Source organism: Faecalibacterium duncaniae, from assembly GCF_010509575.1.
Taxonomy (GTDB): Bacteria; Bacillota; Clostridia; order Oscillospirales; family Ruminococcaceae; genus Faecalibacterium; species Faecalibacterium duncaniae.
The window spans coordinates 1,831,110-1,846,639 of sequence record NZ_CP048437.1; the positions used below are offsets into that span (position 1 = coordinate 1,831,110).

9 protein-coding genes and 1 tRNA gene are annotated in these 15,530 nt (G+C 49.6%); 6 read left to right on the forward strand and 4 right to left on the reverse strand.

The window, feature by feature from the left end:
- Nucleotides 1-27 precede the first annotated feature (27 nt).
- The 6 genes from GXM22_RS08890 (at nucleotide 28) to GXM22_RS15430 (ending at nucleotide 11,528) form a co-directional block, all read left to right on the forward strand.
- On the forward strand, nucleotides 28-861 hold the full coding sequence (locus GXM22_RS08890; RefSeq protein ID WP_035394988.1) for a hypothetical protein: 834 nt from the start codon (nucleotides 28-30) through the stop codon (nucleotides 859-861).
- Nucleotides 862-881: 20 nt separating this feature from the next.
- Nucleotides 882-7,202 (forward strand): DEAD/DEAH box helicase, encoded by a 6,321-nt coding sequence (locus GXM22_RS08895; RefSeq protein WP_005936124.1) that lies wholly within the window; start codon nucleotides 882-884, stop codon nucleotides 7,200-7,202.
- The gene (locus GXM22_RS08900) at nucleotides 7,199-9,295 is read left to right on the forward strand and encodes a UvrD-helicase domain-containing protein (protein WP_005936127.1); all 2,097 of its coding nucleotides are present in this window, start codon (nucleotides 7,199-7,201) and stop codon (nucleotides 9,293-9,295) included. The genes GXM22_RS08895 and GXM22_RS08900 overlap by 4 nt, the downstream gene beginning before the upstream one ends.
- 93 nt (nucleotides 9,296-9,388) lie before the next feature.
- Nucleotides 9,389-10,642, forward strand: a complete 1,254-nt coding sequence (locus tag GXM22_RS08905) for an AAA family ATPase (RefSeq protein WP_005936130.1) — start codon at nucleotides 9,389-9,391, stop codon at nucleotides 10,640-10,642.
- Nucleotides 10,643-10,651: 9 nt separating this feature from the next.
- Nucleotides 10,652-11,326 (forward strand): retron system putative HNH endonuclease, encoded by a 675-nt coding sequence (locus GXM22_RS08910; RefSeq protein WP_147585131.1) that lies wholly within the window; start codon nucleotides 10,652-10,654, stop codon nucleotides 11,324-11,326.
- A 55-nt stretch (nucleotides 11,327-11,381) separates the two neighbouring features.
- Nucleotides 11,382-11,528: a hypothetical protein gene (locus tag GXM22_RS15430; RefSeq protein WP_163397089.1), complete on the forward strand. Its 147-nt coding sequence runs from the start codon at nucleotides 11,382-11,384 to the stop codon at nucleotides 11,526-11,528.
- 511 nt (nucleotides 11,529-12,039) lie between these two features.
- On the opposite strand, the gene GXM22_RS08920 is transcribed toward GXM22_RS15430, so the two are convergent.
- The 4 genes from GXM22_RS08920 to GXM22_RS08935 all read right to left on the reverse strand — a co-directional run bounded on the left by GXM22_RS08920 (nucleotide 12,040) and on the right by GXM22_RS08935 (nucleotide 15,521).
- A tRNA-Ala gene (locus GXM22_RS08920) sits at nucleotides 12,040-12,113 on the reverse strand.
- Nucleotides 12,114-12,185: 72 nt separating this feature from the next.
- A complete protein-coding gene (locus GXM22_RS08925; protein WP_035394990.1) occupies nucleotides 12,186-13,421 on the reverse strand; it encodes a peptidase U32 family protein in 1,236 nt (411 codons plus the stop codon).
- 143 nt (nucleotides 13,422-13,564) lie between these two features.
- Nucleotides 13,565-14,695 (reverse strand): endolytic transglycosylase MltG, encoded by a 1,131-nt coding sequence (mltG, locus tag GXM22_RS08930; protein WP_099357327.1) that lies wholly within the window; start codon nucleotides 14,693-14,695, stop codon nucleotides 13,565-13,567.
- Nucleotides 14,696-14,708: 13 nt separating this feature from the next.
- Complete coding sequence (locus GXM22_RS08935; protein ID WP_035394994.1) at nucleotides 14,709-15,521, reverse strand: GNAT family protein; 813 nt, start codon at nucleotides 15,519-15,521, stop codon at nucleotides 14,709-14,711.
- Between the last annotated feature and the right edge of the window lie 9 nt (nucleotides 15,522-15,530).

Genomic DNA, 15,530 nt, shown 5'->3' on the forward strand with positions numbered 1-15,530 from the left:
GCCTATAATTTGATTGGAGGCATCAAGTTGTCCAAGAAAAAAGAATGTTCCAACCTTGAAACACGCACTATGAATGTCACCATGTCCCAAGATGACTTCAAAAAATTAGATAGCGGTGAACTGCGCTCCAATCATGGACTCCGCGATAGTTCTGGTCATATTAAGGCTTCTCTTGATATTTCTTATATTTCAGAAAATGAACTTTCTCAACGTGAGGCAGTCCGCACGGAAACCGTATATAAAGAGTCTCCTGTCTCATCCCCCATGGCGCAGGCTCTTGTTCGTGCTACTGGAGCCACAATGGAAATTTGGGGTGACATCCTTAGCGACCCAGAAGTTAAAAAGTCCGTTTCTGACCTTATTCACGTACTCTGGCACTATAAAGTACAACCAAAAATTCAAGATACTATTGATAGAATCAAAGGCATCTCACAACCGCAACCCCCTTTCTCTGAACAAGTTTTTCAAACAAAAGCAGAACAAATTCTATCTTCACAAACTATTGTTCCGGATTCAAAAGATACTTCATTTGAGCCTATTCCTGTCACAAATGAACAGGCTGCATTTTTGTTAGCCAAGACTAAAGAATCCGCATCCGAATTAACCCGATTGATTTATCTTCTTTCCAATATCGTAGTCAAGGATGATGTAACAGCCGAAGAATACAGTCTGGAGCAATCTTATATTAAAGAGTTGCTCAGTGAATCCTCTGTGTCAACGATGACTTTTCTTCTCCAAAATCGCCAACTTGGTATTATTGACGATAAAACTGCACTTCTTTTTTCTGATGTTCTTGAGGGATATGTCAGTGACGGTCAACAGCGCATTCCTCTCCCCATCGACAAGATATCCAATCAATAATTATAGGAGTATATTGCGATATGTTACCCTCAATTCTTGCCAGCCAGCTTGAAAAAGGCATTGGTGATTACATCGAAACCACATTTCCTATGAGCAACGCTCCCTTCAAAGGTTCCGTTGCAGAAATGCTTGCTCAGAAGGGCTCTGTTTATCATGAGCCTTATCTTGCCGTGCGTCTGCCCTTCCGTATTGCAAAGGAAATGCCAACCTGCTTTGAGGCAATTCACCCTGCATATCTTCCCTATGTTCATCAGCAAAAAGCGTTTGAACGGCTGACTGGAAACGATGGTCGTTCTACATTGGTTGCCACCGGCACAGGCTCCGGCAAAACTGAATGCTTCTTGTACCCCATTCTGGAATACTGTTACCAGCACCGTGGGGAGTCTGGCATCAAGGCACTGATTATTTACCCCATGAATGCCCTTGCCACCGATCAGGCCAAGCGAATCGCAGAACTAATTCATAACAGCCCCGAATTGCGCGGCAATGTAACTGCCGGTATGTATGTTGGCGGTCTGGAACGCACTCCGTCCCGCACCATGAGTGAGCATGGCATCATTACTGACCACGAGACTCTGTTGAACAGTCCGCCGGATATCCTGCTAACCAACTATAAAATGCTGGACTATCTGCTTGTGCGCCCCAAAGATGCCCTGCTTTGGAAGCAGAATAATCCAGAAACGCTAAAGTACATTGCAGTGGATGAGCTGCATACCTTTGATGGTGCACAAGGCACCGACCTTGCCTGCCTGCTGCGCCGTCTCAAGCGCCGCCTTGGCATCTACGATGGGTATCTGTGCTGTATCGGCACCTCTGCTACCATGGGTTCCAAGGAAAATAACGGTGCCATCCTGAATTATGCCGAGGAGATCTTTGGCGAGCCATTTGAACGAGATGCCGTCATCACCGAGGATCGGCTCAGTGCCGATGAGTTTTTTGCTGGACAGTCGACCTCATTCTTTGCCTTGCCTTCCGCAGATCAGACTGCACAGCTGGTAGCTCTTGCCGAAGAGGACGATCCTTCCGCCTATCTTCAGTGCGCGGTAAAGGCATGGTTCCCGGATTTTTCGCAGGACGTTCTATCCGACAGTGGCCGCATTGAACTGGGCCGGGTTCTTCTGCAGCATGTATTCCTACAGTCTGTTCTGCACCTAACGGAGGGCAATTACTATCAGGTTTCCCGCATTGTGGAAGCGTTGGCACCACATTATCCGGCACTGAATGAATTATCCGATGCTTCTGCTGTGCTCAACTCGCTCTTTGCACTGGTTTCTCATGCGCGCACCGGTAAGCCGCGAAAATTACGCCCGTTCCTGAATGTACAGGTGCAGCTTTGGATCCGGGAACTGCGGCGCATCGTTGCCAAGGTCGATGCGGAGCACATCACTTATAAAATTGCGCATGATCTGAACCGACAGCAGGCCAAACAGCACCTGCCCGTTGTCAACTGCCGTGACTGCGGCATCACCGGCTGGGTCACGATCCTGAACGAGCGTCAGAACGCTACCATTGTCAATCTTGAAGCGTTTTACAACCAATATTTTAAAGCAGATGAAAAAGTCGTGATGCTTTTCCCTCATCCGCATGAAAATGTTCCCACCGGAATGCTGCCTGCACGCATCTGTCCAGACTGCCTGCAGGTAAAACTGGGGATCGACGGCAGCAGCGAATGTGCCAGCTGCGGCACCCGCATGGTGGACATTCTGATTCCCAGTCCGATTCGGACAACCGGCCCGAAGCAGCATAAGCAGTACATCTGCCCCTGCTGCGGCAGCCGCCGGGGACTTTCTCTGATGGGTGTACGCAGTGCCACGGAGATCAGTGCCAGTATTTCTCAAATGTTCGCTTCCCGCTTCAACGATGATAAAAAGACGCTTGCCTTTTCCGATAATGTGCAGGATGCTGCTCATCGCGCTGGATTTTTCAATTCCCGCACCTGGCGGTTTGGTCTGCGCACGGCAATTCAGCGTTATTGCGCAGAATGTGGTTCAGGTCAAAGCCTTGCTGATTTTCAGGCCGGGTTTGTGGATTACTGGCACCTGCACATGACCGATGAAGAATTTGTCAGCTTTTTTATTCCGCCCAATCTAACCTGGAAGCGTGCATACGAAGAAATGACGCAAAATCGTAAGCTCAGCGATGACAAGCAGGCGCATATTTTGATGCATGAGATTGAGCAGCGCATCCAGTATGAAATCATGCTGGAATATGGTCTTACCAGTAAAATTGGACGCACTCTGGAACGGTCGGCTTGCTCGGTTCTTTCCTTTTCTCCTGAGGATATTGAGCAGATTGCTGCAGCAGTCCAGCTGCGTGTTGTTAACGAACTGGGTATCATGTCTCGGGAAGACCGCATAATCTTTCAGCGCATGGTCATCGGTTGGCTGAATCTACTCCGGTGCAATGGTGCTTTTAAAGATGTTGTTTTTGATGAGTACACCATCAATGATGGCAAAAGCTATATGCTTTCAAACGACCGCAATCGCTGGCTGCCCGGTCAACAATCCGGGCGTAATATTCCTCGTTTTATAGCTGAATACCTTGGAAAAAGCCATCCTACTTCTGAGTTTGATTTACCATCTTCGCGCCGTTACACAGACTGGATTGCTTTCTGCTGCACAGAATCAATTCTTGACGAGCTCAATTTCCGTGCTATCAGCAAGCTGATTCTGGAAGAATCTGTGAAGAACGGCATTGTCGTATCTGTGCCTTCTTCCGCAAACTATAAAGTCTATGGCCTGAACAAGAGCCGTGTCTTCCTTACAAACGATGTTATCCAGCTGCGCTGCGAACATTGCGGTGCGGTGTATTCGTTTTCTGCCGAAAGCCTGCCGCTGTGGGAAAATGCGCCCTGTCCTCGGTCTGCCTGTGGCGGTAAACTTGTCGAATATAAATCATCCGGCATCAATTACTATGGCCGACTTTACAGCACCGGCGATCTGGCGCGCATCAATGCACGGGAGCATACTGGCCTGCTGGAACGCCCAGATCGTGAGCAACTGGAGAAGGATTTTAAGCGTAGCAAGGAAAATCGTTCCAACTGGGACCCCAATGTTCTCTCCTGTACCCCCACTTTGGAAATGGGTATTGATATTGGTGACCTTTCCACGGTCATCCTGTGCAGTATGCCGCCTGCACAAAGTCAGTTTCTGCAGCGTGTTGGCCGTGCCGGACGCAAAGACGGCAATGCTCTGACCTTGGCAATTGCAAATGCGCGGCCACATGACCTCTATTTTTACGCAGATCCTTTAGAGATGATCTCCGGTTCGGTCACACCACCAAAAATCTTCCTGCGCGCTTCCGCTGTATTGGAACGGCAGTTCATGGCTTTTTGCATGGATTCTTGGGTGCGGAAAGGCATTCCTGATGATGCTATCCCCGATAAGGTCGGTATTATTCTGAAGAAACTGGATGCGCGGCCTTCCGATATGTTCCCTTTCAATTTTCTCAACTACGTGCAGAGTACACTTTCCCGGCAGATCAACTCTTTTGTCCAGATGTTTTCCGCTTATCTGGACGAAAGCTCCAAGGAAGAGCTGCAAATATTTGCCCGCGGCACTGGAACCACAGAAAGTTCCATGCACATTAAAATTCTGGATGCCTTTGAAAGTTTGAAGAAGCAGCAAAACAGCCTGCACAACAGTGTAAATTCCCTGAAGGTCATGATCCAGCAGCTGGAAAACAAGCCCAAAGACAGTTCTTACGACAAAGAGATCAAGGAACTAAAGGGCGAGGAAGCGGCCCTATTGACCGTTTTGCAGGAGATCAGCAAAAAGAACGTTTTCAACTTCTTGTCCGATGAGGGATTGCTGCCCAACTATGCTTTTCCGGAGGCTGGGATCATTCTGCGGGCGGTTCTCTACCGAAAGTCCGATGAGGAACTTCCGTCTGTCCGAAAAAAGTATGAAAAGCTCGTCTATGAATACAACCGCTCCGCTTCCTCTGCCCTCAGTGAGTTTGCACCGAGCAACAGTTTCTATGTGGATGGTCGCAAACTGACGATCGATCAGGTAGACCTGACAACTGCTCAGAGTGCCCTTTGGCGTCTGTGTCCAAACTGCTCTCATGCGCAGCTTGAAACAGCTGGCCGGAACACAGCAGCCTGTCCTCAATGCGGAAGCCCCGCTTGGGCCGATTCCGGTCAGATGCGCAACATGCTGAAAGTGCAGATGGTCTACTCTAACATGGACTACGCCAAGAGCTTGATTAGTGATGAAAGCGACGACCGCTCTAATATCTTTTATTGCAAGCAGCTCCTTGTAGACGTAGATGAGGACCACGACATCTCCTGTGCCTATCGCATGGACAATGAGGAATTTCCCTTTGGTTACGAATTTGTCCGTAAAGCAACGCTGCGGGAGATCAACTTTGGCGAGAGTGACCTGACAGGTGAAAAGTTATCGATTTCTGGTGTCGAGGAAGTGCGCAAAGGGTTCCGGATCTGCAAATATTGTGGTAAAATTCAGACTGACAGCAAGCCGAATAACCACAGCTATTCCTGTAAGACACGCAAAATCCCTGCGCTCTCACAGGCCGATGCCTATGAAGAATGTCTGTTTCTGTATCGTGAATTCAGCACAGAGGTTCTCCGACTTCTGATTCCCGCTACGACGATGGACTCTTCTTCCGTCCGGATGGAATCCTTTGTTGCGGCCTTCATGCTTGGTATGAAAGAATATTTTGGCAATGTCGATCACCTCCGGGCTGCTGTCAGCGAAGTACCCGTCCCGGATGCCGACTATCGCAAACAGTATCTCGTGATCTACGATTCGGTTCCCGGCGGCACGGGATATCTGAAGCAGTTGATGCATGAAAAAGATTCTTTGATTCAGATTTTTGAAAAAGCCCTTCATGTTATGGAAACCTGCTCCTGCAAAGACGATCCGCAGAAGGACGGCTGCTATCATTGCCTATATGCGTATCGCCAGAGCCAGCAGATCGGTAATATTTCGCGTGCAACTGCCATTCGGCTGTTGAAAACGATTCTTTCCGGTAAAGACCATATCCAAAAAATCGATATGATCAGCAGTATTCCTGTAAACCCGCTGTTTGAAAGCGAATTGGAATCGCGCTTTTGGGAAGCGATCCGTCTAAAAGTTGGTGCTGCAAATATCAGTGACACCGTAAGAAACGGAAAACACAGTTATTATCTCAAACTGGAGCACTCTGCTTGGGAACTTGAACCTCAGGTTTCACTGGGTCCAAGCAACGGTGTATCCGTTCCCTGTAAACCAGATTTTGTGTTCTGGCCCGTAGCCGCGCCCGGACACAAGCCCCTAGCGGTGTTTACGGACGGCTTCCTATATCACAAGGATATCGTTTCCGATGACACCATCAAACGTGAAGCACTCCGCCGCAGTGGGCAGTTCCGGGTCTGGTCCCTGAGTTTTAAGGATGTTCAGAACGTTTTTACCCCGCAGGGGGATTACGCCACTTCTGTTTTAGCGGTCGAAAAAATGCCGCTCGGCAAGGTGATGTACCGTTCCGAAGTACGAAAGCTCCATGCAGAGGTACTTGATCCTGTAAAGCTCTCTGCGTTTGACCTCTTGATTGCCTACCTGAATCTGCCGGATGCCGAAACGATCTTCCACGCACAGGCACACGCTTATGCACTTTCTCTGCTGGATCCGGCATTCATCAAGAACAATGCGGCATTCGATCAATGGCATCAGGTCTTTCAGGATGTGAACGATCAACTGCATTTTACAGATTCCAGTTTCCGCTTTGGGCTGACCGCTTATGGAGCGTGGGTCCCTCGTGCTGTAAATTCTCATCTGGCTCTCTATGCAGGCATTTCCGCTGCATCCATGAAAGCAGATGGTGCTGTTACCGTCTTTGCCGTCCTGAACGATGACAAGAACAGCCGCACAGATAAATACGAACCGGAGTGGAACGGTTTCTGGCAGTTTTTCAATCTGATGCAGTTTGCCTCAGAATTTGCTGCCGTTTCTTCTACCGGGCTCAGGCGCATGGACTATCTCGCACTTCCTGTTTCCCAGAGCAGCTGTTCTTCGGCGGAAGCCTCTTCCACACCCGATTCCGGATGGAATTCCATCGGTGAATTGCTATTTGACGAAGATGCGAAAGCATTCGCTGCCTTGGCACAGAAAAGCGGTATCCCAGCACCTGCTGAAGATTTCATTGGATTTGAGGCAGCTGGTGCAGATGGAAATGTCATCGCAACGATTGAAATTGCTTGGCCGGACAAGAAATTGGGATTTATGACTTTTGAACAGTCCATTGATCGAGAAAAGATGGAGCATCTCGGCTGGAAAATATACACCGCAGCCGATCTATCTGGTCTTGATTTAAGCAATCTATTGGGAGGAAAGAACGTATGACAACTGCAAAAGTCGCAATTTCCGCTGATTTTTTGACGGCCTTTGCACACCTTCCCCGTCAGGTGCAGGGCAAAGTTACCGAACTTGTCAACAAATTCCGGAATGACCCTGCTTCGCCGGGAATTCACTACGAAAAGATAAACTCTTGTATCGATAAAAAAATATATTCCATTCGTATCGATGATACCTACCGCGGCATTGTCGTTCGTCAATCCGAAGTTTATCTGCTTTTATGGGTCGATCATCACGATGAGGCCTACCAGTGGGCCGCCCGAAAACGCTGTGAAGTAAACCCGAACACCGGTTCACTTCAGGTTTTTGATGTACAAACGGTTTCCGAACCGATCGCAGCACACAGTCAGCCGCTTCTGTTTTCTGCTTTCAAAGACGCGGATCTGCTTCGGCTGAGTGTTCCTGAAGCGCTGCTGCCTTATGTCCGCAGCTTTGAAACAAAAGAACAGTTTTATCAGGCGCGATCTTCCTTCCCGGCAGATGCATACGAATATCTCGCCTGGCTTGCAGAAGGCTTTTCCATGGAAGAAGTTCTGGAACTTGCCAACGAAGAATGCAATACCTCTCCCGCAGCACAGGATTTGTCGGCAGCATTGGAACAGCCCATTACCATGCGGTCCTTTGTCGTCGTGGAAGGGGAAGACGAACTGCGCCGCATCATGGCTGCACCGCTTGAAAAATGGCGTGTTTTTTTACATCCGGCTCAGCGAAATCTGACGCAGAAAAATTACTCTGGCCCTGTTCGTGTTCTGGGTGGTGCAGGAACGGGAAAAACGGTTGTCGCTCTGCACCGCGCTAAATATCTGGCATCTCAATGCACCGGGCAGCAGCGTATTCTTTTTACGACCTATACGGCGAACCTCGCTGCAGATATTCAGGAAAATCTCCGCAAGATCTGCTCGATCGAGGAACTACGCAAAATTGAAGTCATTCATCTTGACGCATGGGTCAGCCGCTTTATGCGCGAGTCCGGCTTTTCTTTCCAGATCGGCTACGATGACGCCTTGGCTCCTATATGGGAAAAGGCGCTCTTTCTTGCAAACACGGAACTGCCTTACGACGTTTCTTTTTATCAGGAAGAATGGAATCGGGTCGTGATTTCACAGGAAGCGATTACGCGTGACCAATATCTGAAAGCCTCCCGAAACGGCCGCGGCACACGGCTGGACCGCAGAAAGAGGCTTCTTGTATGGCAGGTTCTGGACAACTACCAAAATCTGATGAAAGAGCATCAGATCCGCGACATCAATACTGCCATGTATGAGTGCACAAAACTTTTACAGGGCAGCAGTGTAAAGTCGCAGTATACCCATATCATTGTAGACGAAGGACAGGATCTAAGCGATATCGCATATCGCCTGATTCGTGCTCTGGCCGGCCCGGAACACGCAAACGATCTTTTTATCGTGGGTGATGCGCATCAGAGGATCTATCGGAATCGGCCTATCTTATCGAAATGCGGTATCAATGTCCGCGGCCGAAGCAGTATTTTAAAGATCAACTATCGCACCACAGAGGAGATTCGGCATAGTGCATTCTCCTTCTTAGAGGGCCTCTCTTTTGACGATTTGGATGAAAGTACCGATAGCGGAACCCAATGCCAATCTTTGACCCACGGAGAACCTCCTATCATTCGGAATTTCCCGGATGCAAACGCAGAATTCAACTTCATTTATACTGAAATCCGGAAGCTACAAAATTCTGGTATTTTGCTAAAGGAGATTTGCATCGTTGCGCGTACAAAGAACCTTACAAACGATTATCTGTCCCTGCTGACAAAGGCCAGCATCCGTTCTTACGCAATCAAACGGAATCAACCTGACAATCGAAACTTTGATGGAATTCGTGTCGCAACCATGCATCGTGTGAAGGGGCTCGAATTCAAATACGTCTTTATTGCTGCCCTCAATCACCGCGTTGTTCCTCTAGCTGCTGCCATCAATCACATGGATCCAATCTCCGAAAAAGAATCCATCACATCCGAAAAATGTCTGCTTTATGTGGCTATGACACGCGCGCAAAAGGGAGTTTACATCACAAGCTATGGTACTTGCTCTCAGTTCCTACATCAATCTGACTGAAATACTTTCTATATGTAATTCCTCTACTTCTTTTTGTTGAATTTTTGGCCTACCCATGGTAATATTGAATTACCATTACAAGGAGGATTTCCTATGAAACTCACAAGCCTCTATGTGCATGACTTCAAGGGCTATAGAGAACATCAATTTGATTTGCTGGGAAAAAGCACCGTCCTTTTCGGTGTAAACGGTGCTGGCAAATCAACCGTTCTGACAGCCATTAATTATTTAATGTGGCCAGTTTTGAACCGTTTAAGCAACACTCAGGGAATTGCTTTCCGCTCCTTAAATACAGAATCTGTTCATGCTGGCTTTGGAATGATGAACCTTGGTGCTGATTTCAGCCTGGCTGGTGAAACCTTGTCTTTAAGAAAAGATTATATTAAAGCCAAGCCCGGAAAAGCTCCACGAGTAATTCCATACAAGGATTTATACGATTCTTTTGTTGAAAAATTTACAGCAACTTATCTCTCTGAGGGATCAGAAAACAATATGCCCATTTTCGTCAATTATGGAACCAATCGTTCCGTCCTTGACATTCCTCTTAGAATTCGTACCAATCATGAATTTTCGCAGCTGGCAGCTTTAGAGCGAGCCAGCGAGAATGAATTGGATTTTCGTTCCTTTTTTGAGTGGTTTCGCAATCAGGAAGACATCGAAAACGAAACAAAAACAGAAACCAAAAATTTCGATTATGAGGATGTTTCTTTAGGGTGTGTCCGCACAGCTGTCTGTTCTATGTTGGATAATGTCTCCGACCTAAAAGTTAAACGTAGTCCCCTGCGCATGACAGTCAAGAAGAATGGTCTAGAAATGCGCGTTGATAATCTTTCTGATGGTGAGAAATGTACCCTCGCTCTCTTTGGTGACTTAGCTCGTCGTATTGCTCTGGCTAACCCTTCTCGCAGCAATCCACTTGAGGGAGAAGGTATTGTACTCATCGATGAGATTGAACTTCATATGCACCCTTCTTGGCAGCGAAAAATTCTCGGTGCATTAAAAAGTACTTTTCCGAACATTCAATTTATCATCACAACGCATTCTCCTCAAGTGATAAGCGAAGTAGATGACAGTTACAATCTTTTCGGTCTGAAGCAGGAAAATGACGATGTAATCGTTAAACCCTATAATGTGCATGGATGGGATACCAACGGAATTCTGCATAGCGTAATGCATACCACTGAGCGTCCCGAAAATGTTGTACGAGCATTTGAAGCATTCGATAGCGCCATCGAATGTAACCTTGAAGAAGCATCTAAAATTCTTCAGTATCTGAAAGAAACTGTTGATCCCAACGATCCAAAGTTGACAGAGTGTGAAGTTCGTTTCGATTTGGAGAATCGCTGAGGATTAACTATGATTAAAATCAATAAAGGTATTGAGCCTGTAGAGCTTACGAAATACAAACAACAGCCTAATGCATCCTACCGAGATATGCATGGTGCTCCCTCAGGAAAAAGTAATTCCGATGGAACTCCCATCGATGTTTATACTATAGTTCTGAATCGTCTAATTCAGGAACAAGGGTGTATTTGTGCTTATTGCATGTGTCGAATTCCAGAAAAAGGAAAGAAAGCAACGATTGAGCATATTGACCCACAGAGTGCCACTTCTGAAGAGAAAGCCTTAGATTATCGGAACATGCTTGCTGTATGTAATGGAAATCGTGATGCTCACAATGACAAAGAAAAATCCTGCGATGCACATCGCAAAAATGCTCCTTTAAGCGTCAATCCATTAAAATCAGATACATTATCTTCTCTCAAATATCTATCCAATGGCGAAATAACTGCCTCTGACGATGCTATTAAGAAAGACCTCTGTGATACTCTCAATCTAAACTGCTCAGAAAGACGCATCCCGGAAAACAGAAAGGCCGCCTTAACTGCATACCTTCGTGTCTTTGTCGCCAAACATCCCACCGGCGATATTAAAGAATCTTGCCGACGGGAGTTAGAGAAATATCAACAGGAATCACCCAAAATGCCATACGTTGGTATTATTTTGGATTGGCTTACTCGCCATACATAATAGTATACCTCTTACATCTCTTATTGAGCATTGGGACAGTGGTATTCCGCGCATCATGGGAAAAGTCAAGGCCTATGGTCTTCGAGAGCCAGAATTCATCGGCGGTGAAGTTGATTTGCGTATCAATATCTATCGTAACCAACTGAATGCCGCCAGTGCTGCTCAGGACATTCCTCAGCATAATGTGAGTGCCGACAAATGAACAAGAGCGGCAAATTTACAATTATGTCCTCGAAAATCCATCCATTACAACTACCCAAGCTGCTACTTTGTTAAACATCGGGCAGCGTCGCGCACGAAACCTTTTAGTCAAGATGGTAGATGACCACTGGTTGAATAAGGAAGGTGCTTCTCGCAGCACTGTTTATGTAATCAACCACGACCCTGTGTAATATTGCCCTGTTCCCCAGAACGACTACCCTCTCTGCTCTCCCCCGCCCTTTTCCTCAAGCCTGCATTGCATTGTTCCCCAGAACGAACCCTGAAAATGTACGATTATGACATCAATTTGCAGGTGTCGAGCCATTACGAGTGTATCACGGCATTAACCCGCATGAAGCCTTGATTTCTAGCACTTTCAAGGTTTGAAGAGCAGTAATTTTCCACCTTTGAACCGGCTCCAGATCTGCCAGAATAATCTTCACCGTCTCATAGAACTACAAACAAGAAAACCGCCCTGCCGTATTGCTGCGACAGGGCGGTTTTCTATTGTATGGACTCGAAGGGAGTCGAACCCTCGACCTTTCGGATGCGAACCGAACGCTCATCCCAACTGAGCTACGAGCCCTCAACTGTCCTCTGACCACTAGAGCCAGAGGACATCGTTCATTTTGACTTTATTATTTTACTGCTTCTGGAATCATTTGTCAAGAGTTTCTACCTTCCGGCGAAGCAGACTCATGGGGGGCAGCTCCGGGGTGGGGATGGTGTACTTTTCCATGGCGTGGGGGGTGGATTCCACGCTCTCCCCTGCCTCGTTTTTGATCCACTCCGGGTGCAGCGGGATGCTGCGGCCATCCGGGCAGAGCACCTCCAACGTATCCCCAAGGCTCCATTTGCCGCGCTGCTGGCAGGAGGCAACACCATTCTCCCAGCTTTCCACAGTGCCCACAAACTCCCACTCACGGATATAAGTAGCGCTGTCGGTTGCCTGGCGGGCCTGCTCGCGGCCAAAGTAGAAGCCCGGGGAGTAGTGCCGGTGGCTGGTACGGGTCAGTTCGGCCAGAACGTCATCGCTCAGCTCAAAGTTATCGTTGAGCGGGTCGGCCAGATACTGATCCAGAGCCTTACGGTAGGCGGCGGTGACGCTGGCGACATAGTAGAACGTCTTGGCGCGGCCCTCGATCTTCAGGCTGTCCACACCTGCCTTGCAGATGAGGTCGATGAAGGGAGCAGTGCACAGATCGTTTGCATTGAGGATATAGCTGCCGTTCTCATTTTCGCCGATCTCATACAGCTGGCCCGGGCGGGTCTCCTCGCTGAGGTAATACTTCCAGCGGCAGGGCTGGACGCACTGGCCCCGGTTTGCATCCCGGCCTGCCATGTAATTGGAGAGCAGGCACCGGCCCGAAATGCTCATGCACATGGCTCCGTGGACAAACGCCTCGATCTCCAGCTCAGGCGGGGTCTTATCGCGCAGAGTGGCGATATCCTGCAGACTCATCTCACGGGCCAGCACCACACGCTTTGCACCCATGTTGTAAGCGGCACGCGCAGCGGCCCAGTTGGTGATGCCGGTCTGGGTGGACATGTGGACATCGATCTCCGGAGCGAACTGCTTACAGGCTTCCAGCACGCCCAGATCGGCCACGATAAAGGCATCCACACCGGCGGTGGCAGCAGCCTTGATGGCTTCGGGCAGGCGGTCAGCTTCCTCATTGGTGGGCAGCGTATTCATGGTCAGATAGACCTTGCGGCCGCGGGCATGGGCATAGATCACACCCTCAGCCAGCTGCTCCGGCGTAAAATTGGCAGGTGCCGACCGCATACCGAACTCCGGCAGGCTGCAATATACAGCGTCTGCTCCATAGTTGATGGCATAACGCAGGCGCTCCAAGTCGCCTGCCGGGGCCAGCAGTTCCGGGATCTGTAACATAAAATCGTCCTCTCTTTTTAACACCCTCTCTGTCATCGCTGACGCGATGCCGCCTCACCGGATCGGTTTCTGCAAACCTGACTCCGGAGCCGCAATTGGTACTCCCCTCGGAAGAGCTTTCAGCATAGCGGACTGAGAGGGACTTACTTCTTCAAACTCTGATTGACTTCAGCCGCTTTCCGGCAGTTGGCCTGATGTTCAGCATAGGTCTTGGCGTAATAGTAGTGACCGGAAAGATCCGTAACAAAGAAATAGCAGTCCCGGACTTCCTCATCACACTGAGGTGCCAGAGCAGCCTGGATCGCGGCAAGGCCCGGGTTCGAGATGGGCCCGGCGGGCAGGCCGGTGCAGGTGTAGGTATCGTAGGCATTCCGGATGTTCTCGGGGATATCCTCCCAGCCGCCATAATACGGAGCCACCCAGTTCCAGAGGTAGTTATTGTCCTCATCGCTCTGGACATAGCTGGATGTGTTGCTCTGGAGCTTAGGGTAAGGCGAACCTTCGGCCAGACGGTTGCGGAACACCTGCGCCACATTGGAATCCTGATTGTTGCCCGCTTCTTCCTGCACAAAAGAGGCCAGTGTGATGACCTCGGGCAGGGTCAGCTCCTGCTTTTCCAGTTCCCTGTACATCTCGTCCGTAAACTGCTTATCGAAGTGTGCATAGAACGTTGCAACGTAATGATGCACGGTATCGTCCGTCAAAAACTCATAGGTGTCCGGAAAGAGGTAGCCCTCACACTTCATAAAGCGGTCGGGGGCATCGTCCGGGACATACTGCCAGAAGGTGTACTCGCTGAAATCTCCGGTGTTGGCTTCTTCCAGAAACTCCTCGGCAGTACACAGACCGGCATCCTCCATTTTCTGGGCAATTGCAATGGCGGTGGTACCCTCCGGGAAAGTCAGACGCACCGAATCCGCCTTGGCATACGTGGACAGCTCTGCGATCAGGCCATCATAGGAATATCCGCCGGTTTGCAGCGTAAAATCACCGTACTGCAGTTTTCCGGTGGCACCCTTGTGCCCCACATACCAGCGGAACAGATAGGCCGAACGGATCACTCCAGCCTCCTTCAGCTCCTTTGCAATGGCAGCAACGCCGCTGCCCTGGGGGATGCTGACGGTCACCTCTGCACCGGGCTTTCCTCCATTGCCGTTGATCTCGTTATACGCAAACACGCCTGCCGCACCGGCTGTCAGTACCAGCAGCAACAGCACAGCCAACAGGATCTTCAGCGCACTGCCTTTTTTCTTTTTCTGGTGTTTCTCTGCCATATCCACGTTCCTTTCAGTCCATCATCAGGCGCATGTAGCTCTCCGAAACATCAAAAGGTTCTCCTTCAAAGCGGATGAGGCCATACTCCTGCCGGGTTCCCTCGCCCAGGAACAGATTCTGGGCAGCTCCCACCGTGATGACAGCCTTTTCCACAATGACCTCTTTCTCTCGGGCGGCTTCCATCAGCACCTCGGCAGCACGGTCATTTTCCGCCATCATCTCCACAAAGTAAAGGGTATCCTCCCTGCGGAAATAGATGCCGTAGCCCTGCTCACTGGATACGATGGTCGCACCACGGGAATACAGGTCCCGCAGAACTTCCCCCATCTGCTCCGGCGGCAGCTGAACGGTGTCGGGCCAGTATTTTGCCCGCAGCTCGCAGAGTTTTTTCGCCGTCACGGAATCGAATTCCGCCTGGCTCCACAGGTTGCGCTCCACCTCCCGGGGCAGGCAGCGCAGGGCAAAGGCCTTTTGGAAGCCTTTATCCTGCAGCAGCGTTGAGTGTTCCGGGCTGGCGGGCACTGCCACCACAAAGCCTGCGCCCCGCAGTTTCTGCTGGGCGCACAGGGTATCCACCAGGCCCGCAAGGAGCAGGCTGCCCTGCCCGCACAGACCGAACAGATAGCTGCCCGGGCGGCCCTGCAGGGTCACCGGCACAGCCAGTGCCACAGCCTCAATGTGGTCGTTTTCCTCCGCAACGTAGACATTCTGCACCCCGGCAAAGCGTTCCACAGCGCCACGGACAAACTCCTCCGTGTCGCCGCGCTGGGCCTGCCACAGGGCCAGCACCTCCGCCCAATCGGACGGCTGCATCAAACGGTACATGATATAGGA

Coding starts and splice junctions, on each gene's coding strand:
- GXM22_RS08935 (WP_035394994.1), bottom strand. CDS start 15,521: ATGTACCGTTTGATGCAGCCGTCCGATTGGGCGGAGGTGCTGGCCCTG.
- GXM22_RS08905 (WP_005936130.1), top strand. CDS start 9,389: ATGAAACTCACAAGCCTCTATGTGCATGACTTCAAGGGCTATAGAGAA.
- GXM22_RS08900 (WP_005936127.1), top strand. CDS start 7,199: ATGACAACTGCAAAAGTCGCAATTTCCGCTGATTTTTTGACGGCCTTT.
- GXM22_RS08925 (WP_035394990.1), bottom strand. CDS start 13,421: ATGTTACAGATCCCGGAACTGCTGGCCCCGGCAGGCGACTTGGAGCGC.
- GXM22_RS08895 (WP_005936124.1), top strand. CDS start 882: ATGTTACCCTCAATTCTTGCCAGCCAGCTTGAAAAAGGCATTGGTGAT.
- GXM22_RS15430 (WP_163397089.1), top strand. CDS start 11,382: ATGGGAAAAGTCAAGGCCTATGGTCTTCGAGAGCCAGAATTCATCGGC.
- GXM22_RS08910 (WP_147585131.1), top strand. CDS start 10,652: ATGATTAAAATCAATAAAGGTATTGAGCCTGTAGAGCTTACGAAATAC.
- mltG (WP_099357327.1), bottom strand. CDS start 14,695: ATGGCAGAGAAACACCAGAAAAAGAAAAAAGGCAGTGCGCTGAAGATC.